The sequence below is a fragment of the Bacillus sp. FSL K6-1560 genome (genome assembly GCF_038592935.1).
In the GTDB taxonomy this organism is placed as follows: domain Bacteria; phylum Bacillota; class Bacilli; order Bacillales; family Bacillaceae; genus Bacillus; species Bacillus subtilis.
In genome coordinates this window covers 4,121,290-4,145,708 of sequence record NZ_CP151946.1, presented here as the reverse complement: position 1 = coordinate 4,145,708, position 24,419 = coordinate 4,121,290, and the positions used below count along the sequence as shown (strand labels likewise).

24 protein-coding genes, 1 pseudogene and 4 riboswitches are annotated in these 24,419 nt (G+C 45.6%); of the genes and pseudogenes, 12 read left to right on the top strand and 13 right to left on the bottom strand.

Translation table 11 applies throughout. From position 1 onward, the window contains the following. The first annotated feature begins 105 nt into the window (after positions 1-105). The 3 genes from NYE22_RS22040 (at position 106) to NYE22_RS22030 (ending at position 3,322) form a co-directional block, all read left to right on the top strand. Positions 106-2,166 (top strand): catalase, encoded by a 2,061-nt coding sequence (locus NYE22_RS22040; protein WP_342412179.1) that lies wholly within the window; start codon positions 106-108, stop codon positions 2,164-2,166. Between the two features lie 49 nt (positions 2,167-2,215). Beyond that, positions 2,216-2,506, top strand: a complete 291-nt coding sequence (locus NYE22_RS22035) for a hypothetical protein (RefSeq protein WP_014478421.1) — start codon at positions 2,216-2,218, stop codon at positions 2,504-2,506. Positions 2,507-2,650: 144 nt separating this feature from the next. Beyond that, entirely contained in the window at positions 2,651-3,322 is a 672-nt protein-coding gene (locus NYE22_RS22030) for a DUF3298 and DUF4163 domain-containing protein (RefSeq protein WP_087614814.1), read from the top strand. Between the two features lie 41 nt (positions 3,323-3,363). Here the strand turns inward: NYE22_RS22030 and NYE22_RS22025 are convergent, their stop codons facing one another. Continuing rightward, on the bottom strand, positions 3,364-4,557 hold the full coding sequence (locus tag NYE22_RS22025) for a NupC/NupG family nucleoside CNT transporter (RefSeq protein ID WP_003227216.1): 1,194 nt from the start codon (positions 4,555-4,557) through the stop codon (positions 3,364-3,366). 127 nt (positions 4,558-4,684) lie between these two features. Further along, a riboswitch (purine riboswitch) is annotated at positions 4,685-4,786 on the bottom strand. 385 nt (positions 4,787-5,171) lie between these two features. On the opposite strand from NYE22_RS22025, the gene NYE22_RS22020 reads away from it, so the two are divergent. The 5 genes from NYE22_RS22020 (at position 5,172) to NYE22_RS22000 (ending at position 9,769) form a co-directional block, all read left to right on the top strand. Beyond that, the gene (locus NYE22_RS22020; RefSeq protein WP_161986602.1) at positions 5,172-6,020 is read left to right on the top strand and encodes a methyltransferase domain-containing protein; all 849 of its coding nucleotides are present in this window, start codon (positions 5,172-5,174) and stop codon (positions 6,018-6,020) included. Between the two features lie 153 nt (positions 6,021-6,173). Continuing rightward, positions 6,174-7,592, top strand: a complete 1,419-nt coding sequence (locus NYE22_RS22015; RefSeq protein WP_029318622.1) for a GntP family permease — start codon at positions 6,174-6,176, stop codon at positions 7,590-7,592. A gap of 23 nt (positions 7,593-7,615) precedes the next feature. Beyond that, the gene (locus NYE22_RS22010) at positions 7,616-8,332 is read left to right on the top strand and encodes a succinyl-CoA--3-ketoacid CoA transferase subunit A (protein WP_014481335.1); all 717 of its coding nucleotides are present in this window, start codon (positions 7,616-7,618) and stop codon (positions 8,330-8,332) included. Then, positions 8,329-8,979, top strand: a complete 651-nt coding sequence (locus NYE22_RS22005; protein ID WP_003243049.1) for a succinyl-CoA--3-ketoacid CoA transferase subunit B — start codon at positions 8,329-8,331, stop codon at positions 8,977-8,979. The genes NYE22_RS22010 and NYE22_RS22005 overlap by 4 nt, the downstream gene beginning before the upstream one ends. A gap of 16 nt (positions 8,980-8,995) precedes the next feature. Next, positions 8,996-9,769 (top strand): 3-hydroxybutyrate dehydrogenase, encoded by a 774-nt coding sequence (locus tag NYE22_RS22000; protein ID WP_161986605.1) that lies wholly within the window; start codon positions 8,996-8,998, stop codon positions 9,767-9,769. Between the two features lie 56 nt (positions 9,770-9,825). Here the strand turns inward: NYE22_RS22000 and NYE22_RS21995 are convergent, their stop codons facing one another. The 10 genes from NYE22_RS21995 to NYE22_RS21950 form a co-directional block, all read right to left on the bottom strand. Next, positions 9,826-10,962, bottom strand: coding sequence for a 5-methyltetrahydropteroyltriglutamate--homocysteine S-methyltransferase (locus tag NYE22_RS21995; RefSeq protein WP_064671767.1), 1,137 nt, complete (start codon positions 10,960-10,962; stop codon positions 9,826-9,828). 77 nt (positions 10,963-11,039) lie between these two features. Then, a riboswitch (SAM riboswitch) is annotated at positions 11,040-11,146 on the bottom strand. Positions 11,147-11,214: 68 nt separating this feature from the next. Beyond that, positions 11,215-12,348 carry a 5-methyltetrahydropteroyltriglutamate--homocysteine S-methyltransferase gene (locus tag NYE22_RS21990; RefSeq protein ID WP_140600083.1) on the bottom strand — a complete coding sequence of 378 codons (1,134 nt, stop codon included), beginning with the start codon at positions 12,346-12,348 and terminating at the stop codon, positions 11,215-11,217. A gap of 82 nt (positions 12,349-12,430) precedes the next feature. Beyond that, positions 12,431-12,537, bottom strand: a riboswitch (SAM riboswitch). Positions 12,538-12,602: 65 nt separating this feature from the next. After that, the gene (locus NYE22_RS21985) at positions 12,603-13,091 is read right to left on the bottom strand and encodes an LURP-one-related/scramblase family protein (RefSeq protein ID WP_077670889.1); all 489 of its coding nucleotides are present in this window, start codon (positions 13,089-13,091) and stop codon (positions 12,603-12,605) included. Positions 13,092-13,219: 128 nt separating this feature from the next. Further along, positions 13,220-13,483, bottom strand: a complete 264-nt coding sequence (locus NYE22_RS21980) for a hypothetical protein (protein WP_072173222.1) — start codon at positions 13,481-13,483, stop codon at positions 13,220-13,222. Positions 13,484-13,772: 289 nt separating this feature from the next. Continuing rightward, a complete protein-coding gene (locus NYE22_RS21975) occupies positions 13,773-13,901 on the bottom strand; it encodes a hypothetical protein (protein ID WP_003227241.1) in 129 nt (42 codons plus the stop codon). A 104-nt stretch (positions 13,902-14,005) separates the two neighbouring features. Next, positions 14,006-15,238 carry a peptidase T gene (pepT, locus tag NYE22_RS21970; protein WP_038828902.1) on the bottom strand — a complete coding sequence of 411 codons (1,233 nt, stop codon included), beginning with the start codon at positions 15,236-15,238 and terminating at the stop codon, positions 14,006-14,008. A 49-nt stretch (positions 15,239-15,287) separates the two neighbouring features. Then, entirely contained in the window at positions 15,288-15,944 is a 657-nt protein-coding gene (yxjL, locus tag NYE22_RS21965) for a two-component system response regulator YxJL (protein ID WP_161986606.1), read from the bottom strand. Continuing rightward, positions 15,931-17,154, bottom strand: a complete 1,224-nt coding sequence (locus NYE22_RS21960; protein WP_161986608.1) for a sensor histidine kinase — start codon at positions 17,152-17,154, stop codon at positions 15,931-15,933. The genes yxjL and NYE22_RS21960 overlap by 14 nt, the downstream gene beginning before the upstream one ends. 17 nt (positions 17,155-17,171) lie before the next feature. Next, on the bottom strand, positions 17,172-17,645 hold the full coding sequence (locus NYE22_RS21955) for a CcdC protein domain-containing protein (protein ID WP_072173225.1): 474 nt from the start codon (positions 17,643-17,645) through the stop codon (positions 17,172-17,174). Between the two features lie 78 nt (positions 17,646-17,723). Then, entirely contained in the window at positions 17,724-18,599 is an 876-nt protein-coding gene (locus tag NYE22_RS21950) for a LysR family transcriptional regulator (RefSeq protein WP_122895761.1), read from the bottom strand. 129 nt (positions 18,600-18,728) lie between these two features. On the opposite strand from NYE22_RS21950, the gene NYE22_RS21945 reads away from it, so the two are divergent. Further along, the gene (locus NYE22_RS21945; protein WP_015385045.1) at positions 18,729-19,235 is read left to right on the top strand and encodes a YbhB/YbcL family Raf kinase inhibitor-like protein; all 507 of its coding nucleotides are present in this window, start codon (positions 18,729-18,731) and stop codon (positions 19,233-19,235) included. A 113-nt stretch (positions 19,236-19,348) separates the two neighbouring features. Then, a complete protein-coding gene (gene galE / locus NYE22_RS21940) occupies positions 19,349-20,371 on the top strand; it encodes a UDP-glucose 4-epimerase GalE (RefSeq protein ID WP_342412178.1) in 1,023 nt (340 codons plus the stop codon). Positions 20,372-21,128: 757 nt separating this feature from the next. Here the strand turns inward: galE and NYE22_RS21935 are convergent. Further along, positions 21,129-21,335 (bottom strand): annotated as a pseudogene (locus NYE22_RS21935) (DUF4352 domain-containing protein); the annotation flags it as partial. A gap of 270 nt (positions 21,336-21,605) precedes the next feature. Continuing rightward, a riboswitch (guanidine-I (ykkC/yxkD leader) is annotated at positions 21,606-21,708 on the top strand. 76 nt (positions 21,709-21,784) lie between these two features. On the opposite strand from NYE22_RS21935, the gene NYE22_RS21930 reads away from it, so the two are divergent. Then, complete coding sequence (locus NYE22_RS21930) at positions 21,785-22,621, top strand: YitT family protein (protein ID WP_342412177.1); 837 nt, start codon at positions 21,785-21,787, stop codon at positions 22,619-22,621. Positions 22,622-22,662: 41 nt separating this feature from the next. On the opposite strand, the gene NYE22_RS21925 is transcribed toward NYE22_RS21930, so the two are convergent. Next, positions 22,663-24,120 carry an aldehyde dehydrogenase family protein gene (locus NYE22_RS21925; protein ID WP_342412176.1) on the bottom strand — a complete coding sequence of 486 codons (1,458 nt, stop codon included), beginning with the start codon at positions 24,118-24,120 and terminating at the stop codon, positions 22,663-22,665. A 64-nt stretch (positions 24,121-24,184) separates the two neighbouring features. Here NYE22_RS21925 and NYE22_RS21920 point away from each other — a divergent pair, with 64 nt between their 5' ends. Further along, positions 24,185-24,382 (top strand): putative metallopeptidase, encoded by a 198-nt coding sequence (locus NYE22_RS21920; RefSeq protein ID WP_342412175.1) that lies wholly within the window; start codon positions 24,185-24,187, stop codon positions 24,380-24,382. Positions 24,383-24,419: the final 37 nt, after the last annotated feature.

The window sequence follows — 24,419 nt, the reverse complement described above, 5'->3', positions numbered from 1 at the left end:
TTATATGTAGACCAAAAATCCTAATGAGCGGATTAGCAGTTTATATGAAGAACGCCACGGGTAAATGTGCTGTAGAATGTTTCGTTTTAAAAAGGGGGAACAGACATGAGTGATGACCAAAACAAACGTGTAAATGAACACTCAAAGGACGAGCAGCTTGAGCAGTACAGGACCGATAACAGCGGGAAGAAAATGACGACAAACCAAGGCTTGCGGGTGTCAGAGGATGAGCATTCGTTAAAAGCCGGGGTTCGCGGCCCGACGCTGATGGAGGATTTTCACTTCCGGGAGAAAATGACGCACTTTGACCATGAGAGGATTCCAGAGCGCGTTGTGCATGCGCGCGGATTTGGCGTGCATGGCTTTTTTCAGGTTTACGAGCCGATGACGGAATATACACGGGCCAAATTTCTTCAGGACCCTTCGGTGAAGACACCGGTATTTGTCCGTTTCTCTACGGTTGCGGGTTCTAAAGGCTCCGCAGACACGGTGCGGGATGCCAGAGGCTTTGCGACAAAATTTTATACTGAAGAAGGAAACTATGACCTTGTGGGAAATAACATTCCGGTGTTTTTCATTCAGGACGCAATCAAATTTCCGGATTTGGTTCACGCGTTTAAGCCTGAGCCTCACAATGAAATGCCTCAGGCCGCGACTGCCCATGATACGTTTTGGGATTTTGTCGCCAATAACCCTGAGTCTGCCCACATGGTGATGTGGACGATGTCTGACAGAGGCATCCCCCGCAGCTACAGAATGATGGAGGGCTTCGGCGTGCACACGTTCCGTTTTGTCAATGAACAAGGAAAGGCACGTTTCGTGAAATTTCACTGGAAGCCGGTGCTGGGCGTGCATTCTCTCGTATGGGATGAAGCGCAAAAAATTGCCGGGAAAGATCCGGATTTCCATCGCCGTGACCTGTTGGAAACAATTGAAAACGGCGGCAAGGTTGAATACGAGCTCGGCGTGCAGATGATTGATGAGGAAGATGAATTCAAGTTTGATTTTGATATTCTTGATCCGACTAAGCTGTGGCCGGAAGAGCTTGTGCCGGTGAAGATCATTGGGAAAATGACGCTGAACCGCAACCAGGATAATGTGTTTGCGGAAACAGAACAAGTCGCATTCCACCCGGGAAATGTCGTGCCGGGCATCGATTTTACCAATGACCCGCTATTGCAGGGGCGACTTTTCTCTTATACGGATACACAGCTGATTCGTCTTGGCGGTCCGAACTTCCATGAGCTTCCGATTAACCGGCCGGTATGTCCATTCCATAACAATCAATATGACGGCTATCACCGGATGACGATCAATAAGGGACCTGTCGCTTATCATAAAAACTCACTGCAAAACAATGATCCGTCGCCAGCGACAGCTGAAGAAGGCGGCTACGTCCACTATCAGGAAAAAGTCGAGGGCAAAAAAATCCGCCAGCGAAGCGACAGCTTCAACGATTATTACTCACAGGCGAAGCTTTTCTGGAACAGCATGTCTCCTGTGGAGAAACAGCACATCATTTCTGCTTTCTGCTTCGAGGTCGGGAAGGTCAAAAGCAAAGACGTACAGCGGCAGGTCGTTGATGTCTTCAGCAATGTCGATGCAGATTTAGCAGAAGAAATCGCCAAAGGAGTAGGCGTGGCGACGCCCGCGAAGCGTAAAGCATCTAAAGAAATTCTTACTTCGCCTGCGTTAAGCCAAGCCCGTACAGTGAAAACTGCGTCAACAAGAAAAGTCGCTGTACTCGCCGGAAACGGATTTCATGAAAAAGAGCTGCAAACAGTGCTGGAAGCCTTAAAGCAAGAAGGAATCACAGTGGATATCATCAGTCAAAATCTGGGGTATATGACAAGCGGCAGCGGACAGCAGCTTGAGGCCAGCGGCACGTTCCTGACGGTTGATTCTGTTCTGTATGATGCCGTCTATGCCGCAGGAGGGCTGGAGTTAAAAGACAACAAACAAGCGATGGCGTTTATCAGAGAAGCTTACAATCACTACAAGGCGATCGGTGCGGCAAATGAAGGAATTGGCCTTCTTCAATCCTCTGTCGGGACAACAGAGGGGCCAGGCATCGTAACGGCTAAAGATGAACCTGACTACACCGCTTTCAGCAAGGCATTTATCGATGCTGTTGCTGCTCATCGCCATTGGGATAGACGAATTTGACCTGCTCCTGTATCTTTAAGGAAGATACTTTTCATAAGGAGCATGGCAAATGAACGAAAAACAGCTAGCTGAAGCTTACGAACGCGATGAAAATATGATGATTTTGGTGTTTGCCCAATGGTGCGTGAACCATGATCTTGATCCGATGGAGCTGTACGCCAAAGCGTATCCGCAGCAAAAGCTGAATGAAAGCTTGAAAAAAACCATGGACGATCTGGTCGTGCCAAAACACGAAGCAGAGCACATTCCGGACCAGACTGTCATTGCGGTATTAGAGATGTTCGGAAATACAGATTTGGCACAGGCCGTTCATGAAGCGATTTCTGGGCGCAAACAGTAAAAAAAGAGACATCCTGTGTCTCTTTTTTTATTGGAAAAATCATGCTGTTAGACCTAGAAACTTCTTTCGATCTAATCAGTCTATAAAAGTGTGTATTGCTTAAATAAGGGAATGTTAAACAACGACATCAAAGGAGGAGAGCGTATGAAATGGAATAACATGCTGAAAGCAGCGGGGATTGCAGTCTTGCTTTTTTCCGTAGTTGCATATGCGGCCCCATCTTTAAAAGCAGTTCAAACGAAAACACCAACTGTCAGCACTCATACGTACAAAAAGATCAAGGAGTTAACGTATCCACAAGTGCATCACATCGGGAATGCCGTGTTTGAAAAGAAAATCAATCAAGAGCTGGAAGCCTACATTGAACAATCGTATCAGGAATACCTGAAAAACAAAAAAGCAGGCGAACAGCAGGGCTTTAAAACGGAATATCAAACATCCTTCAGCGTCAAATACAATGCGGCAGGCAAGCTCAGCATTCAAACACTCAATTATATCTATTCAGGCGGCGCCCACGGTTTAACGTCTGTCCAGTCCTTCAACTATGACTTGAAAGCACAAAAGCGGGTGACGCTGGATCAGATTTTGAACACCAAAACAAAAGTCAGCAAAACGAGAGATTACCTATATAGCTATATCAAAAAACACGATGAGCTGTTTTTCCCTGATGTTAAGAAAGAGGATATAACCCTAAATAAAGACACAATGTTTTACTTTACGGCAAACGGGATCGCCATCGTCTTTGGTCAGTATGACTTGGGGCCTTATGCAGCGGGAATCCGGGATGTGCAGGTGCCAGCCTCTATTTATCAATAATGAAAAGAGCCATATCCGAAAAGGGATATGGCTCAATGTTTCTACCACACAAACAGGCCGACAATCGCAGCACTTAATAAAGATACCGCAATTCCGCTGACGAGCAGTTTCCACACGTTTCTCCCGATGACCGTTGACTTTTCTCCGTCAAGGATCGAATTGTACGTGCCGTAAATCATGCCGACCGTACTGAAGTTTGCAAAGGACGTCAGGAATGTTGTCGCCACCGCAACGGTGTGAGGCGGGAGGGATTTGAGATTGTTTTTCAAGTCAAGCATAGCAACAAACTCGTTCGTTGCTAATTTCATGCCCATCAGCTGAGCAACATACATCGCATCGTGGACTGGCAGCCCAAGCAGGAATGCGAACGGACTGAACAGATAAGCAAAAATCGTCTGGATGGTCAGGCCGTGTACGAAAACGCCAAGAATGCCATTAACTGCTGACGTTAATGCGACATATCCGATCACCATTGCCAAAATAACGATCACCATGTTCATGCCGACAAGCATACTGTTAGAAATCGTAGAGAAAAAGTCTTTCTTCTCTTCTTTAGGCGGTGTATAGATGATATCTTCATCCTCCGGCACGTGAACAGGATTCAACAGGTTTGCGATAATCAGCGCGTTTAAGCAGTTCAAAGGAATGGCTGTAAACACGTATGTCGCAGGCACCATTGAAAGATAAGATCCGATAATGGAGCCGCTGATGCTGCTCATGCTCATTAAGCCGAATGTGAGCAGGCGGTTGTTGCTTAAAACCGTTAGCTGCTGGCGGATAACCGCAAGTGCTTCGGTATTTCCAAGAAACATCATTTGAATAGAGAAAAAGCTTTCTAATTTCGGCAAGCGGGAAGCCTTTGAAATCACCCATCCGATTTTATCAATCAGCCAAGGCAAAATGCCGAAATACGTTAAAATATCAAAGAATGTGACGATAAAGATAATTGGAAGAAGCGCACTAAAGAAAAAGTCTACTGTTTCATTCGCCATCACTGACGGAAAGGCAAACGCGATACCGTCACTGGCGCAAGCAATCAGCCAAGTGAAGAAATCACCGATTTTACCGATGGCCCAGCTTCCGACTTTTGTTCCCAGCATAAACCAAGTAATCAGCAATTCCAGAACAATTAACGTAATGATCGGGCGCCACTTGATTTTCTTTTTCTGCGGAGAACATAGGAATACAACTGCCATAATCACAATGAGACCGACAAGGTTTAGTAAAAAGTACATGATAGCAACTCCTATGAGGGTTATTATGGAAACAAAAAAAGCTCTTATCCTTCACAAATTCTGGAAGTGCAGAAAGTGTGAAAAATAAGAGCAAACAGAAAAGAACTTGTCCTTTTCAACTCGTTCAAATTTATTCAAACTTTCTTGTAGTCTAGTTTTTTACGGTTACTAGGTAGAAACAATCAGACCATATTACTGATCATATACAAGAATGTCTTTTTCTAAGATGATAGCAGTATTTTATCCTTTCACTTTTTGAAAATCAACCTTTTTAACTATTTTCACAATAATAAAATTTATATTCTGAAATGAGAAAATAAAGGAAAAATATGCTGGATTGCTATGCTGATATGATGTTGGCGGGATACCAGCATGTCAGTACTGATTTTTCCTCACCATAAGATTCCAGCTCCTGGAGATTTGTTGTATGATGGAAATGGGGAAACCCATACAGCAGAAAGGGAGTTTTTTTCATGATTATCCAATTCATTCGTTATAGATAATGACAGGTGTAGACAAACTGCCAGCCTGGCCAATTTTTGAGATAGGCCTAGGTTTATTTGTCTATGCCTTTTTCATTTATCTAAAAATGAATGAATGGGGTGTTTTTTATCATGAAGCAAACAGTTGACTTCAGCATGTTTCGATGCCCGCTCTGTGATTCTTCTATGGATGCGGCATCAGGGAAAAGCTTGATTTGTACAGAACGAGGACATACATTTGATCTATCTCGGCACGGCTACGTGAACTTTCTGACCAAGCCGGTCAAAACCAGTTACGGTGCTGAGCTTTTTGAAGCGAGGAGCAGGCTGATTGGAGAATGTGGTTTTTTTGACCCGCTCCATGATGCGATTGCAGAACTCATCAGTCATCCCAAATCTGGTCATGAGGCATTCACCATCCTGGACAGCGGTTGCGGTGAGGGTTCTCATTTGAATGCGCTTTGCGGGTTTGATTATGCAGGGATAGCAGCGATAGGAACCGGCATCGATCTTTCGAAGGATGGGATTTTAAAAGCTTCTAAGGCATTCAAAGATCAGATGTGGGCGGTTGCCAATGTGGCGCGTGCTCCTTTTCATGATCGCCAATTTGATGTTGTGCTGTCTATTTTTTCCCCGTCCAATTATGCAGAGTTTCATAGACTGCTGAAGAATGATGGCATGCTCGTAAAAGTAGTGCCGCGAAGCGACTATTTAATAGAATTAAGGCAATTTTTATATACTGATTCACCAAGGCGCACGTATTCCAATGCGGCAGCTGTTGAGCGTTTTACAGCACATGCGGCGCACAGCCATCCTGTCAGGCTGCGCTATGTAAAATCACTTGACCAGCAGGCGATCCACTGGCTTCTCAAGATGACGCCGCTTGCCTGGTCGGCGCCGAAAGACCGAGTCAGCGTGCTGAAAGAGATGAAATCAGCCGATATTACGGTTGATGTTGATATCCTAGTAGGAATGAAATGAATGGCAGAGGAAAGCTCCGAAAAAAGGAGCTTTCCTTTTTTAATCGGAATAGTTGGCCCACGCTTCTCGTACATATGGAAAGGGGACGGAAACAGCCGATGCGGACAGGTTTTTGTAAACGCTTTCTAGTTCGCGGAAACGGGGGATGTGTGTGTGGAACTGATCATCATTCTATTGGCGTTAGGTTTGCTGATGTTTACGGCGTATCGGGGATTTTCTGTCATATTGTTTGCGCCGATTTGCGCGTTATTCGCGGTGCTGCTGACAGATCCAAGCCATGTGCTTCCTTTTTTCTCATCAATTTTTATGGAGAAGATGGCTGGTTTTATTAAATTGTATTTCCCAGTGTTTTTGCTCGGTGCCATTTTTGGAAAGGTCGTTGAAATGGCCGGGCTTGCGGCATCAATCGCGAAAACAATTGTCCGGCTTGTCGGGGCAAAAAGAGCGATACTTGCCATTGTGCTGATGGGCGCTGTCTTGACGTACAGCGGCGTCAGCCTGTTTGTTGTCGTATTTGCCGTATATCCTTTTGCGAAAAACATGTTCCAAGAAGCAAACATACCAAAACGCCTCATCCCGGGAACGATTGCTTTAGGGGCTTTTACGTTTACGATGGACGCACTTCCGGGAACGCCGCAAATCCAAAATGTCATCCCGACGTCGTTTTTCAAAACAGACATTTATGCCGCCCCTTGGCTGGGCTTGATGGGCGCAGTGATTGTGCTGGCAGCTGGGATGCTCTATTTGGAATCAAGGCGGAAGAAAGCGCAGGCATCTGGCGAAGGCTATGGCGGTTTTGATTCGCAGAATGCTCCTGCTCCTGAATCGATTGAGTCCGCGGCTGAACCGGACAAAAGTCCGATTCGGCACGCGCTTGCCTTTGTCCCGCTTATTCTCGTCGGTGCAGTGAATAAATATTTCACCATTTACCTGCCAAAGTGGTATCCGAATGGATTTGATTTTTCTTCCATAGGATTAAAGGAGTTCGGCAGGCTTGATATTTCTTCAGCGGCTGCTATTTGGTCGGTGGAGATTGCTTTAGTGATTGGCATCATCACAACGATTTTATTTGATTGGAGAAGTGTGTTTGCCCAAATGAAGGAAGGGCTGAATGAAGGGATCGGCGGCGCCTTGCTGGCATCTATGAATACGGGTGCCGAGTACGGGTTCGGCGGCATTATCGCCGCGCTGCCGGGGTTTCATAAGCTGAGCAGCGGAATTTCACATACTTTTACCGATCCGCTTGTAAATGGCGCCGTTACGACAACTGCGCTGGCGGGAATCACCGGCTCGGCTTCAGGAGGAATGGGCATTGCGTTAAGCGCGATGTCAGAACAATACTTACAGGCGATTCAGGCTTACAATATTCCGCCAGAGGTGATGCATCGGGTCATTTCAATGGCATCAGGCGGGATGGATACACTGCCGCATAATGGCGCCGTTATCACGCTTCTGGCCGTGACGGGTTTGACCCACCGGCAATCCTATCGCGATATTTTTGCGATCACGCTCATTAAAACGGCTGCCGTATTTGCTGTGATCGCGATTTACAGCCTGACTGGTCTAGTGTAGAAGAAAACGAAAGGAGCATCAATATGGGAAAAGTGCTGTCATCAAGCAAGGAAGCTGCGAAACTGATTCATGATGGGGATACGCTGATCGCGGGAGGGTTTGGGCTGTGCGGCATCCCTGAACAGCTCATTTTGTCTATAAGAGATCAGGGAGTAAAGGATTTAACCGTTGTCAGCAATAACTGCGGAGTCGATGACTGGGGGCTTGGTTTGCTTCTGGCTAACAAGCAAATCAAGAAAATGATTGCTTCCTATGTCGGTGAAAATAAAATTTTTGAGCGGCAGTTTTTAAGCGGAGAGCTTGAGGTCGAGCTTGTTCCCCAAGGAACGCTCGCTGAGAGAATTCGTGCAGGCGGTGCAGGCATACCGGGATTTTATACGGCGACAGGCGTCGGCACCTCCATAGCCGAGGGAAAAGAACATAAAACATTCGGCGGCCGGACTTATGTGCTGGAGCGAGGCATTACCGGCGATGTGGCGATCGTCAAAGCGTGGAAAGCGGACACCATGGGCAATTTGGTTTTTAGGAAAACGGCGAGAAATTTCAATCCCATTGCCGCCATGGCAGGCAAGATCACGATTGCCGAGGCGGAAGAAATCGTGGAAGCAGGAGAGCTCGATCCAGATCACATCCATACGCCGGGAATTTACGTACAGCATGTCGTGCTTGGCGCGAGCCAAGAAAAACGGATTGAAAAACGAACAGTTCAGCAAGCATCGGGAAAGGGTGAGGCCAAGTGAAGGAAGCGAGAAAACGAATGGTCAAACGGGCTGTACAAGAAATCAAGGACGGCATGAATGTGAATCTCGGGATTGGAATGCCGACGCTTGTCGCAAATGAGATACCCGATGGCGTTCACGTCATGCTTCAGTCGGAAAACGGCTTGCTCGGAATTGGCCCCTATCCTCTGGAAGGAACGGAAGACGCGGATTTGATCAATGCGGGAAAGGAAACGATCACTGAAGTGACGGGCGCCTCTTATTTTGACAGCGCTGAGTCATTCGCGATGATAAGAGGCGGGCATATCGATTTGGCTATTCTTGGTGGAATGGAGGTTTCGGAGCAGGGTGATTTGGCCAATTGGATGATCCCGGGCAAAATGGTAAAAGGGATGGGCGGCGCTATGGATCTCGTCAACGGGGCGAAACGGATCGTTGTCATCATGGAGCACGTCAATAAGCATGGTGAATCAAAGGTGAAAAAAACATGCTCCCTTCCGCTGACAGGCCAGAAAGTCGTACACAGGCTGATTACGGATTTGGCTGTATTTGATTTTGTGAACGGCCGCATGACACTGACGGAGCTTCAGGATGGTGTCACAATTGAAGAGGTTTATGAAAAAACAGAAGCTGATTTCGCTGTAAGCCAGTCTGTACTCAATTCTTAATGGGAAGGTGTTTGACATGAGAAAACAAGTCGCCTTGGTGACAGGGGCTGCCGGCGGAATTGGATTCGAAATGGCAAGAGAATTCGCCCGGGAAGGTGCCAGCGTCATCGTTTCAGACCTCCGTCCGGAAGCATGTGAAAAAGCAGCCTCCAAGCTTGCAGAAGAAGGCTTTGACGCGGCGGCCATTCCGTATGATGTGACAAAGGAAGCGCAAGTTGCTGATACGGTGAACGTCATCCAAAAACAATACGGCCGCTTGGATATTCTGGTGAACAATGCCGGTATTCAGCACGTCGCTCCGATTGAAGAGTTTCCGACAGACACCTTTGAACAGCTGATCAAGGTCATGCTGACGGCCCCCTTTATTGCAATGAAGCATGTTTTTCCGATCATGAAAAAACAGCAGTTTGGCAGAATCATTAATATCGCGTCTGTTAATGGATTAGTCGGCTTTGCAGGGAAATCCGCTTATAATAGCGCCAAGCACGGCGTCATTGGACTCACAAAAGTAGGGGCGCTGGAAGGCGCGCCCCACGGCATTACAGTCAATGCGCTCTGCCCGGGTTATGTCGATACCCAGCTTGTACGCAATCAGCTTAGCGAACTATCGAAAACTAGAAATGTCCCTTACGACTCTGTACTTGAACAAGTCATTTTTCCGCTTGTGCCGCAAAAGCGACTGCTTTCCGTCAAGGAAATTGCGGATTATGCCGTGTTTTTGGCAAGCGAGAAGGCGAAGGGCGTCACTGGGCAGGCTGTCGTCCTTGATGGGGGCTACACCGCACAGTGACATAAAAAAAAAAACACACTTGCTCCGCTAGGGAATCAAGTGTGTTTTTTCTTTGCTTATTTCCAAACATCATTAGCGATCTCAACCACATGGCGGAGCTTCGCCCATTGCTCTTCTTCAGTCAGCTTGTTGCCTTCCTCAGTTGAAGCAAATCCGCATTGAGGGCTGAGGCAAAGCTGGTCTAAGCTTACATAACGGGACGCTTCTTCGATACGGCGTTTCACGTCATCCGGATTTTCAAGCTCACCGAATTTAGATGTCACTAAGCCAAGAACAAGCTGAAGATCAGACCGTTTTACATAACGGAGCGGCTCAAATCCGCCTGAGCGTGAATCATCATACTCTAAGAAAAGTCCGTCAAGATTCAAGCCGTCAAAAATGGTTTCGGCTGCTGCGTCATAGCCGCCTTCCGCTGTCCAAGTGGACTGGAAGTTGCCGCGGCAAATATGCATGGTTACCGTCAAGTCATCCGGGCGGTCTGCAATCGCGTCGTTAATCGATTTCGCAAACAGCTGGCGAAGCTCATCAGGCGTTGTTCCGAACGCTTCGATTTGTTTTAAGCCTTTTTCTGATAAGAAAACGGCCCACGCTGTATCATCAAGCTGGAGGTAGCGGCAGCCTCTGTCATAAAACGCTTGAATCGCTTTTTTATATGCTTTGGATACATCATGCTGGAAAAGGTGATAGTCGTTTTTGTATGCACCTTTTTCCAATTTCCCGCGGAAAAACAGCATATTCGGGCTTGGAATGGTCATCTTTGGCGTCGCGTCACCGGCAATGCTATGGAGAAATGAGTAATCTTCAAGCATTGGGTGAGTTGAAAAGTCGATATCGCCTGTGACTTTAATGCCGCGTGCTTTTGTCTGTACGTTATGGAATTGAATGCCTTGCTCAGGAGTAAACGGCTCAACGCCATCTAAGTTTTCCAGGAAATCAAAGTGCCACCATGCTCTGCGGAATTCACCGTCTGTCACGACGTTCAGGCCGGTTTCCTTCTGTTTTTCCACAATGCGGATGATTTCATCGTTTTCAATTTGGCGAAGCTGCTCTGCGGTCATTTCGCCGGCCGCTTTTTGCAGCCGCGCTTTTTTGACGGGCTCAGATCTTAGCAGGCTTCCGACTTGATCCGCGCGAAACGGCGGTTTTTTTCTTTGAAGTGATTTTTGTTCTGCGGGTGTTGTTTGTTGTGACATGTTGTCCATTCCTTCTTTCCATTCAAATGTAAAAAAGCTCTTCCTTTGGATAAGGAAGAGCTTGCGTGACAATCTCAACCTTATCTTCAAGAGCAATCATTGCTCTAAAGGATTTAGCACCATTCTGTTAAACAGCGGTTGCCGGGTATCGCAGGGCCAGTCCCTCCACCTCTCTTGATAAGGAAAACCTTTTTATGAAATTTTCTGATAGTATCTATTATTCACACATTTTCTATTTCTGTCAATGATAGATTATCTCCACACATCGTTGGCAATGTCGATGACATGGCGAAGCTTTGCCCATTGCTGCTCCTCTGTCAGAAGGTTGCCTTCTTCTGTAGAGGCGAAACCGCACTGCGGGCTCAGGCATAGCTGGTCCAAGCTGACAAAACGCGCGGCTTCATTGATACGGCGTTTCACATCCTCAGGATTTTCAAGCTCGCCGTATTTCGATGTGATCAAGCCGAGCACAATTTGCAGATCCTTGCGCTTCACAAAACGGAGCGGATCAAAGTTTCCGGAGCGGTCATCATCGTATTCCAAGAAAAGGCCGTCAAGGTTTAAGCCGTCCAAAATCGTTTCCGCTACAGCGTCGTACCCTCCTGATGCCGCCCAGGTTGAGCGGAAGTTGCCGCGGCAAATGTGCATTGTGATCGTTAAATCGTCAGGCCGGTCTGCGACGGCATCGTTAATTGTTTTGGCAAATATGGCTGGCAATGTTTCTGGATCACCGCCGAGCGCCCGGACAACCTCTCTGCCTTTGTCCTCAAAGAAGAGAGACCATGACGTATCATCAAGCTGGAGATAACGGCAGCCAGCATCATAGAAGGCTTTGATTGCTTTTTTGTACGCTTGGGCCAGATCATGAAAGTATTCCTCTTGATCGTCATAAATCCCTTTATCCGCCTTTTCGCCAAAAAACAGCATATTTGGGCTGGGAATGGTCAATTTTGGCGTCGCGTTACCGGCAATCTCATGTAAAAATTGATAATCAGCAAGCGCTGGGTGGCTCGTAAAATCGAGTTTTCCCGTCACTTTGATGCTGCGCGCTTTCGTTTTTGTGTTATGGAACTGAATCCCCTCAGCCGGGATGAACGGTTCCACACCGTCAAGCCCTTCCAGGAAGTCATAATGCCACCAGGAACGCCGGAATTCCCCGTCTGTTACCACATCGAGACCGATTTCTTTTTGTTTTTCCACGATGCGGGTGATCTCTTGATTTTCGATATCACGAAGCTGTTCCGCTGTCATCTCACCAGCCGCTTTTTTTTGCCGGGCTTCCTTCACCGGAACGGAACGAAGCAAACTGCCGACATGATCGGCGCGGAAAGGTGCTTTGCGTTGTTTTTCTGTTTTTTGTCCTGCAACATTCGTTTGTTGAGCCATGTTATTCGCCTCTTTTCTGAAATATTGAGCATGTAAAAAGCTCTTCCTTTGTGCAAGGAAGAGCTTGAACGATCAAATCTCCGCCTCATCTGCAAGAACGCAATGTTCTTAAGGATTTAGCACCATTCTGTTTGAAACAGCGGTTGCCGGGTATCATAGGGCCAGTCCCTCCACCTCTCTTGATAAGGTACAACTTCATATTCAGATTTCAATTATCTTAATATTATTACTTTTGGATCAATTGTCAATGCTTTTTAGAAAATACTTTCATCTTCATCGTTATATAAAACCATGTCAAGCACGATAGCGATGGCAGTGCAAATCAGAACATCTTCCTCGTTTGCAATCTGCAAGTGATAGGAATCACCCCAGCTGAGCCACTTTTTGCTCACTGACATCCGGACATTTTCCCCGTCCGTCAGCTGGAATTCATCCCTCCATAAATCACCATCGATTTCCCAGTTAAGCCCGGAAATCACAAATTTCGGTTTGAAAAACGTTACTTTCTTCGTTACCTCACAAATTGTTTTCCCGCCAATTGAAATCTCATAGCGCGGCAATAAAGACATTAGTTTTTGTTCTATGGAAACGAGCGTTTTCCCAGATGAGTCTGTCATTTGTAATGAGTCTCCTAACGAGAAAAAACGCCCCTCCACCTTGAATGTTTCTTGTTCATCCCGGTCATAAATGTGAAATGCATCTTTAAATGAGAACATTTTTTGTTTCATAAATAACTCGATCATTGCTGAAGTCTCCTTTGGATTTGCCTTGTATGAAATTACGGATAGGTGGCGAAAAGGTTTCAGGCTCTAAATCAAAACAATTTTAAAAGGCTGCGTGATTCAGCAGCCTTTTCGTTTGAAATATAGAATTAGGAAAGATGCATCCGGCGTTTTTGGCGGATGGCGTCAAGGTCGATTAGGTTGTTGTGATGAGGTGCGGCTGCTGGCAGAGGGCTTGTCTTTTGCGGTTTGCGGCGATTGTCCTTGCTGAAAGAAAAAAGAAGATAGCCGCATAATGCGATGATAATAAATAGGATCATATTACATACCTCCCAAAAAAAGTTTTGGTACTCTCTATTGTACGGATAAAAAGTCAAAAAGTATTCAAAAAATTCTAAATCAATAAATAACAAGAAACTGTCCCTCTAAAACAGTATAACCTGATGACCTGAAAATAGTCTTGAATCACGCTGTTTGCTCTTGTTGATGATTGGTTCTATAGTTACTATCGACGATAAAATAAATTCCTTTATATAACTTTTAACCTAAGTTTGCGTAATTCGAATTGCCTGTTTTTGGGTGCTGTATTCTTGCTTGTTTGGTTTATACCCTATTTTGCGGAATTGAACACAAAAAACCCAAATTACGGAGCATTTGGGCGGTACGGGTGAATACGGATTGTATTTAGGGGATTTGAATGTTTTATTTGAAGAAGCGTTTGAACATTTTTCTGATTTTTTGAAATGGGCTGGATTTCTTTTGCATGTTAAGCGGCCTGGAAATGATCCATTTTTTCAAGAGACTCTTTGCAGCGATTGCATGTTTTGTCATTGTTTTTCCTCCTCATTTGTTAATACTTGTTTTACGGAGGACGCGTTTAAAATGTTTCATTTTCACACAAAAAAGCCAGTCCTTATTTGGACTGGCTTTTGGCGTTATGCTTGCGCTTCAAACTGCTTTGCAATCTCAACGATGACATTTACGGCTTTGACCATATTATCAACTGAGATGTATTCAAATTTGCCGTGGAAGTTTTCCCCGCCTGTAAAGATGTTTGGCGTCGGAAGCCCCATGTAGGACAGCTGCGATCCGTCGGTGCCGCCGCGGATGGGAGAAATCTTCGGTTCGATGCCGAGGTTTTCCATCGCTTGCTTGGCAATGTTGACGATTTCGATGACAGGTTCAATTTTCTCTCTCATGTTGTAGTATTGGTCGTTCATATCCAGCAGAATCCGGTCTTGCCCGTATTCGTTTTGAAGTTCTTCAACGGCACGCTTCATTGTTTCTTTTCTGTTTTGGAAATTCTCTTTGTCAAAGTCTCTGATAATGTAGTGGAGCTTTGTTTCCTCTACGTCTCCTTGAATCGACAGCAGGTGGTAGAAGCCTTCATAGCCTTCCGTATATTCAGGCGCTTCGTCTGCCGGCAGCAGGCTGTTCAGCTTCATCGCGATTTTCGCAGAGTTGATCATTTTTCCTTTAGCTGTTCCGGGATGTACGTTGTTGCCTTTAATCGTAATTTTTGCGGCAGCGGCATTGAAGCTTTCATATTCAAGCTCGCCGAGCGGCCCGCCGTCAACCGTGTAGGCAAAGGATGCATTGAACCGTTTCACATCAAATTTGTGCGGCCCTCTTCCGATTTCTTCATCAGGCGTAAAGGCGACTCTGATTGTGCCGTGCTTGATTTCAGGGTGTTTGATGAGGTAATCCATGGCTGTCATGATTTCAGTGATACCGGCCTTATTGTCTGCGCCGAGAAGGGTGGTGCCGTCTGTGGTGATGAGTGTATGGCCCTTATAGCCGGACAGCTCAGGAAATTGATCAGGTGACAGGGTGACCTGCAGCTTTTCGTTAAGAACGATGTCTTTTCCATCATAGCTTTCGATGATTTGCGGATTCACGTTTTTGCCGGTAAAGTCTGTAGCGGTGTCGACGTGAGCGAGAAAACCGATTGTCGGCACGTCTTTTTCAGTATTGGAGGGAAGAGTTGCCATGACATAGCCGTTTTCATCAATGGCTGCATCCTGCATGCCGATGGACTTCAATTCATCAACGAGCATGTTTCCTAATGTCAATTGGCCGGGTGTGGAAGGACAAGTGTCAACGGATTCATCGGACTGTGTGTCGACTTTTACATATGTAGTAAACCGTTCAATGATTTCTTCTTTCATTTCCAATCATCTCCTTTGTCTTATTTTAGCATGGCGGGATGAGAGATTTCTATTGCACAATACCGTTTCGAATGGCAAAAACGACTGCCTGTGTCCGGTCTTGGGCATTGCATTTTTGCAGGATGCGGTGCACGTGGGTTTTCACAGTGCTTTCACTGACGAAAAGCTTTTCAGCAATATCCTCATTTCTCAGTCCGTAGGCCATTTGCTGAAGAACCTCAAGCTCTCTTTTGGTGAACGGCTCTGCCAGTTCTTCTGGATGGGGCTGTTGCTTCGCCCGAAATGTCTCACTGATAATTTTAGCAGCTGTGACTGTACGGAAAATCGCCTCGCCTCTGGCCGCAGCGCGAATCGCATCTATCAACTCTTCAGGAAGTGTATCCTTCAGCAGATAGCCGACTGCGCCCGCACGGATGCCTTCAAATACGTATTCCTCCGTGTCAAAGGTCGTTAAAATGACAATCTTTGTATCTGGAAGGGCGGACATGATGTCTTTCGCCGCTTCGATGCCTGAGCAATGCGGCATCTGGACATCCATGAGGATGACATCGGGTTTTGTTTGTTTTGCGAGTGCTATAATATCGCAACCGTCGCCGGCCTCACCAGAAACCGTCATATCCGGCTGTGCGTTGATGACGTAGCGGAAGCCTTCACGCACAAGCGGCTGATCATCGGCAAGCGCGACGTGTATTTTATCTTTGTTCATCTTTTTGCTCCTTATGCGTTGTCATGAGCGGCAATGACAGCTCAATTTTCAGGCCGCTCGGCTGTACGGCACTGAAAGTAAGGGAACCGCCTGCTTTTTCTGTGCGCTCTTTCATTCCTGTCAGGCCAAATCCATAAGTAAGGCTGCCGGTGAATTGTCCGTCGTCGGTGATTGTGATATAGAGATGGGACTTGTCGTTAGAAATGACGGCCGCCGCATGAGAAGCGTCAGCGTGACGAATGATATTGGTCAGCGCTTCCTGCAAGATGCGGTAGATCGTTTCGCTCACGTTTGGAGGCCAAGACTTTTCTGACAGTCCGGCAGTATCTAAAGAAACGTGCAAGCCGCTCCGTTCCTCCACTTGATGAATGAGCCCCCGCAAAGCGGTAAGCCCCACCATCGATTCACTACGGCCCATTTGGTGAACGACAGACCGTACTTCTTGAAGACATTCCCTGGCGACACTCAGTACATTTTGAATGACTTTTTCTGAATCCTCCTTGCTGCTTTTGAGGATATAGGGAAGAGATTGAAGCTGAACAATCACAGAAGTCAGCTCGTGACCGATACTGTCATGAATGTCGCGGGCGATTCTTGTACGTTCCTCAAGGACCGCGTACCTTAATGAAAGAACAGAAGCCTCCTGCAGCTCTGCATGCGCTTTCTGGAGTTCTTTATGAGCATGCTCCAGCTGCACATGCATTTTTGCCAATTCAGCATGATTCCGTTCAGCCTCCTTTCTCGCTTCTCGTCTGAAACGCATGGAGGAGAAGAAGACGTAGAGTCCGATCATGATCGAGATGTTGCTGATGATATCGTCCCAGCTGCTGTCAAAAACAGAATACAAAAAGAAAGCATTGCCCCCAATTAGGCACACTGTAAGGATCAAAGACAGCCGTGCAGGAAGCTTTATGGCTGCATAAACCATTAAAAATACGAGTAAAAAAAAGGCGGCTCCCTGCTCTTGGCCGGAAACAGCCCAAAGAAAAACGGTCAGGATCCAAAGCCCGACGAATATGCTCAAACTAACAGCGGTGGATGCCACATAGGGAATGATCCAAATGAATGCTAAGTATACCGCAAATACAAATGCTAACAAAATGGGATCAGCCTTAGTTGGATGAGATAAAAATTGTATGCAATTCAAAATGAGAATAAGGCTCGGCACAAGCTTCTTGTAGTAGTGCCGAGCCGGAGTTTGTCCGTTCATGCTGGTCCTTCTTTCGGTTATTGAATGGATACTTTGCCGGCGGTCAGCCGTCTGTATGCTTTGTAAAGCATGATGTTGCGGGCTGTGATGGTGCCGAGGGGAACGAAGAACATAGAATGAATAATGGCAATAAACATCTCGTTGCTCTCAGGCAGCCATGTTCTCGCGGCCATGCGCAAAGAAAGTATCACTAGAATGAGGATAACACTCCCAAGTGAGCCGCGTGAAGTGACCTTTCCGGTTTCCGGGTGAATCCGCACATTTACCATCTTCCCAATGCCAAACCCGCAGGCCAGCCCGATCAATAATAAAATGCCGCTGATCGCCACATGTAATACGGAATGAAAATACGCCGGCTGAAACGATGCTGATACGCCCCATAAGAGCAGCAGCGGAATGATCAGCAACTTCCCGGGTCTGACAGCTTTCTCTCGGTACATCGATAAAATAATAAGAATCAATACAATAAAAATATATGGGCTCATCGCCATGTCATCAAATCCTTTCTGCATTAAGCATAGCGAAAAAGGGAAAGGAAAACGTCAACCGGCAGATTGATTTTTCAGCAGCTATACTTGTTCGCGCTGCATAAAGTCATGTAACATGGCGTGAAAATGCTGAATGTCTTCGCTGTTTCTTTTCCACATCATAAACGTTTGGGACGCAGGCAATTCTAGATGTGCAGGCGTGCTGACAGCCATCAGCTTTTTTTCGGCTTCTTCCTGTTTGATAATGTAGGTAGGGAGGAAAGATGCCCCCATTCCCGCTTTCATCATGTGGACAGCCGTATCCGTCTGCCCGACAGCCATCATTTGAAGAGACGGGTAATGTGATCGGATGTTATCTAAAAAGGCATCCCCATATGACGGATGATCATGCGTTAGCAGCCGATAGCGGGTTAAGACGGATGCAGCATCCGGCCTGCTTTCTTGGAAAGGAGCCGCCAGACAAAGCGTACCTTCGCATATGTGCTGATAATAAAGAGTGTTGGTGTTCGGGTCTTTCCGCGACAAACCAATATCAGCTTCATTGTGTTCCACCGCTTGTTTAATAGCGTCAGATCCAGCCACATGAGTTGAAAGCTCGACATTCGGATGTTTTTGGATATAGGCTGGCAGAAATCGAGGCAAGATATAGGACGCAATGTAGGGGTGTACGGCCAGCGTGAGTGATCGGCTGTACCCCTGTTTCCATTGGCTGACTTTCTGCTTTCCAGCTTGGTAAACATGGATCATTTCTTTGGCATAAGGCAAAAAGAGCCTGCCTTCGTCAGTCAGTACGACTCGTCTTCCGCTATGCAAAAACAACCTCATGCCCAGTTCATCTTCCAATTTCCTCATATGCTGAGAAACGGCAGGCTGTGTGAGATACAGACGCTCAGCCGTCTTCCTGAAGCTCTCTGATTCCGCTGCGGCAATAAAGGTTTGCAGCCACTTTAAATCCATGAAATATCTCCTTCACTGCAAGTTATCCATAACAAATTGTTACGTTTACATGCGCATTTGTTTATCACTGATTATACATCCATTCGTTTAGTATACCTATAGAACGAGAAAATAGAGAGAGGGATTCATATGAACATATACGTAGAAGCAAATCCATATTTACATGACAAGTATTCAAAATACGCGGATGAAAAATATAAGAGAGAAGGAAACCCATTTGTATCCTTTCCGATTCATTTTGATGACATCCCGTCCGGAGCAAAGACGCTCGCACTTACTTTCATCGATCATGACGCCATTCCCGTATGCGGATTCAGCTGGATTCACTGGACAGCGGCTAATATTCCGGCTTACATCGGAGAGCTTCCTGAACATGCGAGTGAGGAAAGACAGGACTTGATGATACAAGGGCAAAACAGCTTTGCTTCACCGCTTGCGGGAAGCAACGATCCAAAGGTGATTCACCAGTATTGCGGGCCGACACCGCCTGACAAGGATCATGCGTATACATTGACGGTCTATGCTTTAGATGCTGAGCTGAATCTTCAGCCGGGCTTTTACTTGAACGAGCTCTATCAAGAAATGAAAGAGCACATTCTTGCTGAAGCCTCTATCGAATTGCTGGCAAGGGTTTAAGCTAAAAAATATGAAAAAACTATTAATAAACGATTAAACTTCTTAAAAATGGATGTGGACCGGTTTTAAACACTATATAATGAAAACAGGTCATTTTTTAGGAGGGTTACATCATGGCAATACTTGTTACTGGCGGTGCCGGGTACATTGGCAGCCACACATGTGTTGAACTATTGAACAGCGGCTACGAGATTGTTGTTCTTGATAATCTGTCCAACAGTTCAGCTGAAGCGCTGAACCGTGTCAAGGAGATTACAGGAAAAGATTTAACGTTCTACGAAGCGGATTTATTGGACCGGGAAGCGGTAGATTCCGTTTTTGCTGAAAATGAAATCGAAGCTGTGATTCATTTTGCGGGGTTAAAAGCAGTCGGTGAGTCTGTTGCGATTCCGCTCAAATATTATCATAACAATCTGACAGGAACGTTTATTTTATGCGAGGCCATGGAGAAATTCGGCGTCAAGAAAATCGTATTCAGTTCATCTGCGACAGTGTACGGCGTTCCGGAAACATCGCCGATTACGGAAGACTTTCCATTAGGCGCGACAAATCCTTATGGGCAGACGAAGCTCATGCTTGAACAAATATTGCGTGATTTGCATAGAGCCGACAATGAGTGGAGCGTTGCACTGCTTCGTTACTTTAACCCGTTCGGCGCGCATCCAAGCGGACGGATCGGTGAAGACCCGAACGGAATCCCAAATAACCTTATGCCGTATGTGGCACAGGTAGCAGTCGGGAAGCTCGAGCAATTAAGCGTATTCGGAAATGACTATCCGACAAAAGACGGGACAGGCGTACGCGATTATATTCACGTCGTTGATCTCGCAGAAGGCCACGTCAAGGCGCTGGAAAAAGTATTGAACTCTACAGGAGCCGATGCATACAACCTTGGAACAGGCACAGGCTACAGCGTGCTTGAAATGGTCAAAGCCTTTGAAAAAGTGTCAGGGAAAGAGGTTCCGTACCGTTTTGCGGACCGCCGTCCGGGAGACATCGCCACATGCTTTGCAGATCCTGCGAAAGCCAAGCGGGAACTGGGTTGGGAAGCGAAACGCGGCCTTGAGGAAATGTGTGCTGATTCCTGGAGATGGCAGTCTTCTAATGTGAATGGGTATAAGAGTGTAAAATCATAAAAAGAAGGGCAGGGTTTTTCCCTAGCCCTTCTCTTTATTTATCTAAGTTTATTTCAAATGTAAATGGATTGATTGTAATATCATAGTTTTCGGAAGATCCTTCTAAAATAATGTTTGCCGTTTCGCTGTCGATTTTAGGGAAAACAATAACCCCTTCAGTTTTAACCCCAGGTAAGATTTCGCTTTGAATTTCAGGATATTCTGATAGGTCGGATTTAGGCTCAATCTGTTTATTATCAGCTGTAATTTTGGCATTGAAGTCATAAAAGCTGATTTCATCTTGTGATTTGTTTTCTATCTTTACATAAAGGCGAGTTTCTTTTTCAGCAAGTTCCACTTTTTGAAGCGTGAGTGCAAATCCGTGTTGATTCTGTGTTTTATTCACATTAATTGTTTTTTGAGCTGGAGCAAAAGCTGTTGCATAGTCGCTTTTTTCGATGGAATCGGCAATGATTCTCGGTGCTGAAACGGAACCGCCCAAAGCGTTTTCACCATCATATTTGTCTTTCACCGTACCGACTACATGAATAATGTCGTCATCTTTAATGTCTAAATCAGAGTCGTCGCTCATTATAAGCGTATTTTTGCTTAACTTTTCTGGATTGTTGTAGCCTTGAAGATATGTACCATCATCGTCTTGTTCAACGTCAAAAACCTTTACATACAGATCAACTTTATAATTTTTAAATTGATCGGCATTGGTATAAAGTTTTTCTATATCAGTCTTTTGTACTGTTTTTGTCGACTTTTTAGAATCGGAGCTGGTTGTTGTAGTAGAAGCTTGGGAATCTCCACTGTTTCCAATGTTTGCAATAATGATAATGAGTACTATCGCTAGAATGATCGTAATGATTTTATGTCTCATAAAAAAATTACGTTGGTCTTTACCGCAGTTCGGACATTTTTTAACACCCTTTGCAATCTCTTGACCGCAAGCTTTACAGTGTGTTAGTTTACCTGACATAATATTTCCTCCTATGTAATTAAATGTTTAATATATATTCTATTTTGCCTATATATTTATGTGTAGTCAATGATAAATCAGAAATATTATTTTGGTTTTTTCTTAAAAAAGGTACTTTGTATCATATCGGTCAAATTTTTCATTTATTAACAGCAGTCATCTTTTTTATTCCTATTAATTTACCGACGAAAACTCCGCAAATACCCCTTGAACCAATTCGAACCGTCCCTTATAATGCTAATATTGGAAAGTGAAAAGGATATGATAAAAACAGTGGTTTTCTAGGGTTCCGCAATGCAAATTGGACTGTGACCGAGAGAAAACACATAGCAGCTTGGCTGTTATGACACGGTGGGATAAAAGCCCAGGAGTTTCTGCTCTTTTTCGAGAGCGTTCTCCTGGGTTTTTTTATTTGCTAGAACAGAACAATGAAAAGGAGTGTTTTCGTGATGAAAAAGAGAATGCTGGATGTACTTATGCTTGTGATTGGCGCTTTTTTCTTCGCGCTTGCGGTTAATTTATTTGCGATTCCCAATGATCTTGGGGAAGGCGGAGTCACTGGGATTACGCTGATTTTGTATTATCTGTTTCAATGGTCTCCTGGTGTCACGAACTTTATCTTAAATGCGTTTTTGCTTTTAATCGGCTACAAGTTTCTTGATGGAAAAACAACGATTTATACGATCGTTGCGGTTGCGGCAAATTCGCTTTTTCTGCATCTGACACATGGGTGGAGCATTCCGTCTGATGAATTGATCATTAATACGATTTTCGCAGGTGTATTTGCCGGAGTCGGGATCGGCATGATTATCCGGGTCGGCGGGACGACGGCTGGTTCCGCGATTCTGGCCAGAATTGCCAATAAATATTTAGACTGGAATATCAGCTATGCACTCTTGTTTTTTGATTTAATCGTAGTATTTAGCTCTTATTTTATTATTGGTGCAGAAAAAATGATGTTTACGATCGTGATGCTGTATATCGGTACCAAGGTGATGGACTTCATTATTGAAGGTTTGAATACGAAAAAAGCCATTACGGTCATTTCAGAAAATAAGAGTGAGATTGCAGAGCAGGTAAATACCTTGATGGATCGGGGCGTGACGATTTTATCAGGGAAGGGAAATTATACGGGCCAATCAAAAGAGATTTTGTATATCGTCATTAACAAACAGGAGCTGTCTATGCTGAAAAAAATCATTAGAAGCTGCGACAAAAAAGCGTTTGTGATCGTTCATGATGTACGCGACGTGTTTGGCGAAGGGTTTGTGGATATATCTAAATAAAGAAAAATCCCTCTGTACTTGAAGCAGAGGGATTTTTTCATTTAGAACGGATATTTGCGGTATTGCTTCTGTATCGAAATCCATTTGGTCACGGTAAATTCCTCGACGACCCACGGATTGCCGAAACGGCCGACACCGCTTGCTTTGTTTCCGCCAAAGGCAATATTCGGCGAATCATTGACTGACTGGTCGTTGACATGGGTCATGCCGCTGTCAATTTGCAGGGCGAACTTTTCGCCTTTTTCTAAATCAGAAGTGAAAACCGCAGAGCTGAGGCCGTATTCAGTATCATTTGCCATGTCAATCGCTTCCTGGTCGCTGGCAGCTTTAATAATGGTTGCGATTGGGGCAAACAGCTCCGTTTGGGCAATTTTGCTGTTGTTGTCCGCACCCACAAAGACGTACGGCGTCAGCACGTTTCCGACGCGTTTTCCTTCAACCGCAAGCTCAATGCCGTCTGCCTTTGCCTGCTCAATGATCTCCAGCGCTTTCTCGATTTGGCGCTCGTTGATCAGCGGGCCGACAACGGTTTTCGGATCGGTTTGATCGCCGTACGGAAGCTGTTTGACACGGGAGGTGAACTTTTCTACAAACTCATCGTATACATCTTGATGAACGATGATCCTGTTGATAATCATACAGATTTGTCCCTGGTGAATAAATTTTCCGAAAATCGCGGCATCCACAGCACGATCGACATCCGCATCTGAAAGAACGGCAAATGGATTGTTGCCGCCGAGCTCAAGTGCCATTCGTTTGAAGGCACGCCCGGCGATTTCACCGATGTGGCGCCCGACTGCTGTTGATCCCGTAAAGCTGATTAATCTCGGGATTGGATTGGTGAGCATGCCGTCCCCGATTTCCTTTACATCCGTCAGCATGACGTTAAGGACACCGGCAGGAAGACCGGCGTGTTCAAACGCTTTCGCAATGATGGTCCCGCCGGAAATAGCAGTTTGGATATCAGGCTTGTGAACAACACTGTTACCCAGCGCAATTGCGGGCGCAATGGATCTCATAGATAAATTCATTGGAAAATTAAATGGAGAAATCGATGAAATGACACCTAGCGGAAGGCGGTAAATCTTATTGGTTTTCCCTTCAATGTCGGATGGCACCTCTTTGACGCCGCCTAACTCACCAGTATACGTCATGGCTTCATCTAAAATCGCAATCGTTTGTTCCAGCTCGATTGTTGATTTAATGATCGTTCCGCCAGTTTCGCGGGCGATCATCATAATGATGTCTTCACGGTTTTCCTGTAAATAGCCGCGCGCTTTTTGCAGGACGGCTTTTCGGTCTTCCGTTGTGCTCTTGGCCCACTCTTTTTGGGCTTTCTGTGCAATGTCAAACGCATCCTCCAGCTGTTTGCCCGTTGCCAAAGATGCTGCTGTGATCACAGACTGGTCATACGGATTCAAAATGTCCTCCGTACGTCCGCTTTCTCCCTCAGTCCATTTTCCGTTGATAAAACTTTTGTTTAACGTTTCGAAACTCATAAGATGGCCCTCCTTTGGTCCTGCATGTCTTCTTCTATTTCCGCTGAAGCCAATATGTAAACGAATGAGGTTTCCCTTTTACGGCGCTGCCACTGACCCAGACAGCTGGGGAATCCGCGAGCATGACGTTGAGGAATTTTCTGAAATTATCGAGCGCCACGGTTTATGGGATACAGGCATTGAAACATTTGCCGAGGCAGTACGTGAAGCTGATCACCAAATGAGCATTTCTGATGTGCAGCGTCTATCGAGGGTGAAATAATTGGGGGTAGTCAGAAACTTTATATTAGGGGATTTTG

Coding starts and splice junctions, on each gene's coding strand:
- NYE22_RS22040 (WP_342412179.1), top strand. CDS start 106: ATGAGTGATGACCAAAACAAACGTGTAAATGAACACTCAAAGGACGAG.
- NYE22_RS22035 (WP_014478421.1), top strand. CDS start 2,216: ATGAACGAAAAACAGCTAGCTGAAGCTTACGAACGCGATGAAAATATG.
- NYE22_RS21925 (WP_342412176.1), bottom strand. CDS start 24,120: ATGAGTTTCGAAACGTTAAACAAAAGTTTTATCAACGGAAAATGGACT.
- NYE22_RS21945 (WP_015385045.1), top strand. CDS start 18,729: ATGAACATATACGTAGAAGCAAATCCATATTTACATGACAAGTATTCA.
- NYE22_RS21960 (WP_161986608.1), bottom strand. CDS start 17,154: ATGAACGGACAAACTCCGGCTCGGCACTACTACAAGAAGCTTGTGCCG.
- NYE22_RS21985 (WP_077670889.1), bottom strand. CDS start 13,091: ATGATCGAGTTATTTATGAAACAAAAAATGTTCTCATTTAAAGATGCA.
- pepT (WP_038828902.1), bottom strand. CDS start 15,238: ATGAAAGAAGAAATCATTGAACGGTTTACTACATATGTAAAAGTCGAC.
- NYE22_RS21920 (WP_342412175.1), top strand. CDS start 24,185: ATGAGGTTTCCCTTTTACGGCGCTGCCACTGACCCAGACAGCTGGGGA.
- NYE22_RS21995 (WP_064671767.1), bottom strand. CDS start 10,962: ATGTCACAACAAACAACACCCGCAGAACAAAAATCACTTCAAAGAAAA.
- galE (WP_342412178.1), top strand. CDS start 19,349: ATGGCAATACTTGTTACTGGCGGTGCCGGGTACATTGGCAGCCACACA.
- NYE22_RS21930 (WP_342412177.1), top strand. CDS start 21,785: ATGAAAAAGAGAATGCTGGATGTACTTATGCTTGTGATTGGCGCTTTT.
- NYE22_RS22000 (WP_161986605.1), top strand. CDS start 8,996: ATGAGAAAACAAGTCGCCTTGGTGACAGGGGCTGCCGGCGGAATTGGA.
- NYE22_RS22010 (WP_014481335.1), top strand. CDS start 7,616: ATGGGAAAAGTGCTGTCATCAAGCAAGGAAGCTGCGAAACTGATTCAT.
- yxjL (WP_161986606.1), bottom strand. CDS start 15,944: ATGAACAAAGATAAAATACACGTCGCGCTTGCCGATGATCAGCCGCTT.
- NYE22_RS21990 (WP_140600083.1), bottom strand. CDS start 12,348: ATGGCTCAACAAACGAATGTTGCAGGACAAAAAACAGAAAAACAACGC.
- NYE22_RS21955 (WP_072173225.1), bottom strand. CDS start 17,645: ATGGCGATGAGCCCATATATTTTTATTGTATTGATTCTTATTATTTTA.
- NYE22_RS22020 (WP_161986602.1), top strand. CDS start 5,172: ATGAAGCAAACAGTTGACTTCAGCATGTTTCGATGCCCGCTCTGTGAT.
- NYE22_RS21975 (WP_003227241.1), bottom strand. CDS start 13,901: ATGACAAAACATGCAATCGCTGCAAAGAGTCTCTTGAAAAAATGGATC.
- NYE22_RS21950 (WP_122895761.1), bottom strand. CDS start 18,599: ATGGATTTAAAGTGGCTGCAAACCTTTATTGCCGCAGCGGAATCAGAG.
- NYE22_RS22030 (WP_087614814.1), top strand. CDS start 2,651: ATGAAATGGAATAACATGCTGAAAGCAGCGGGGATTGCAGTCTTGCTT.
- NYE22_RS22025 (WP_003227216.1), bottom strand. CDS start 4,557: ATGTACTTTTTACTAAACCTTGTCGGTCTCATTGTGATTATGGCAGTT.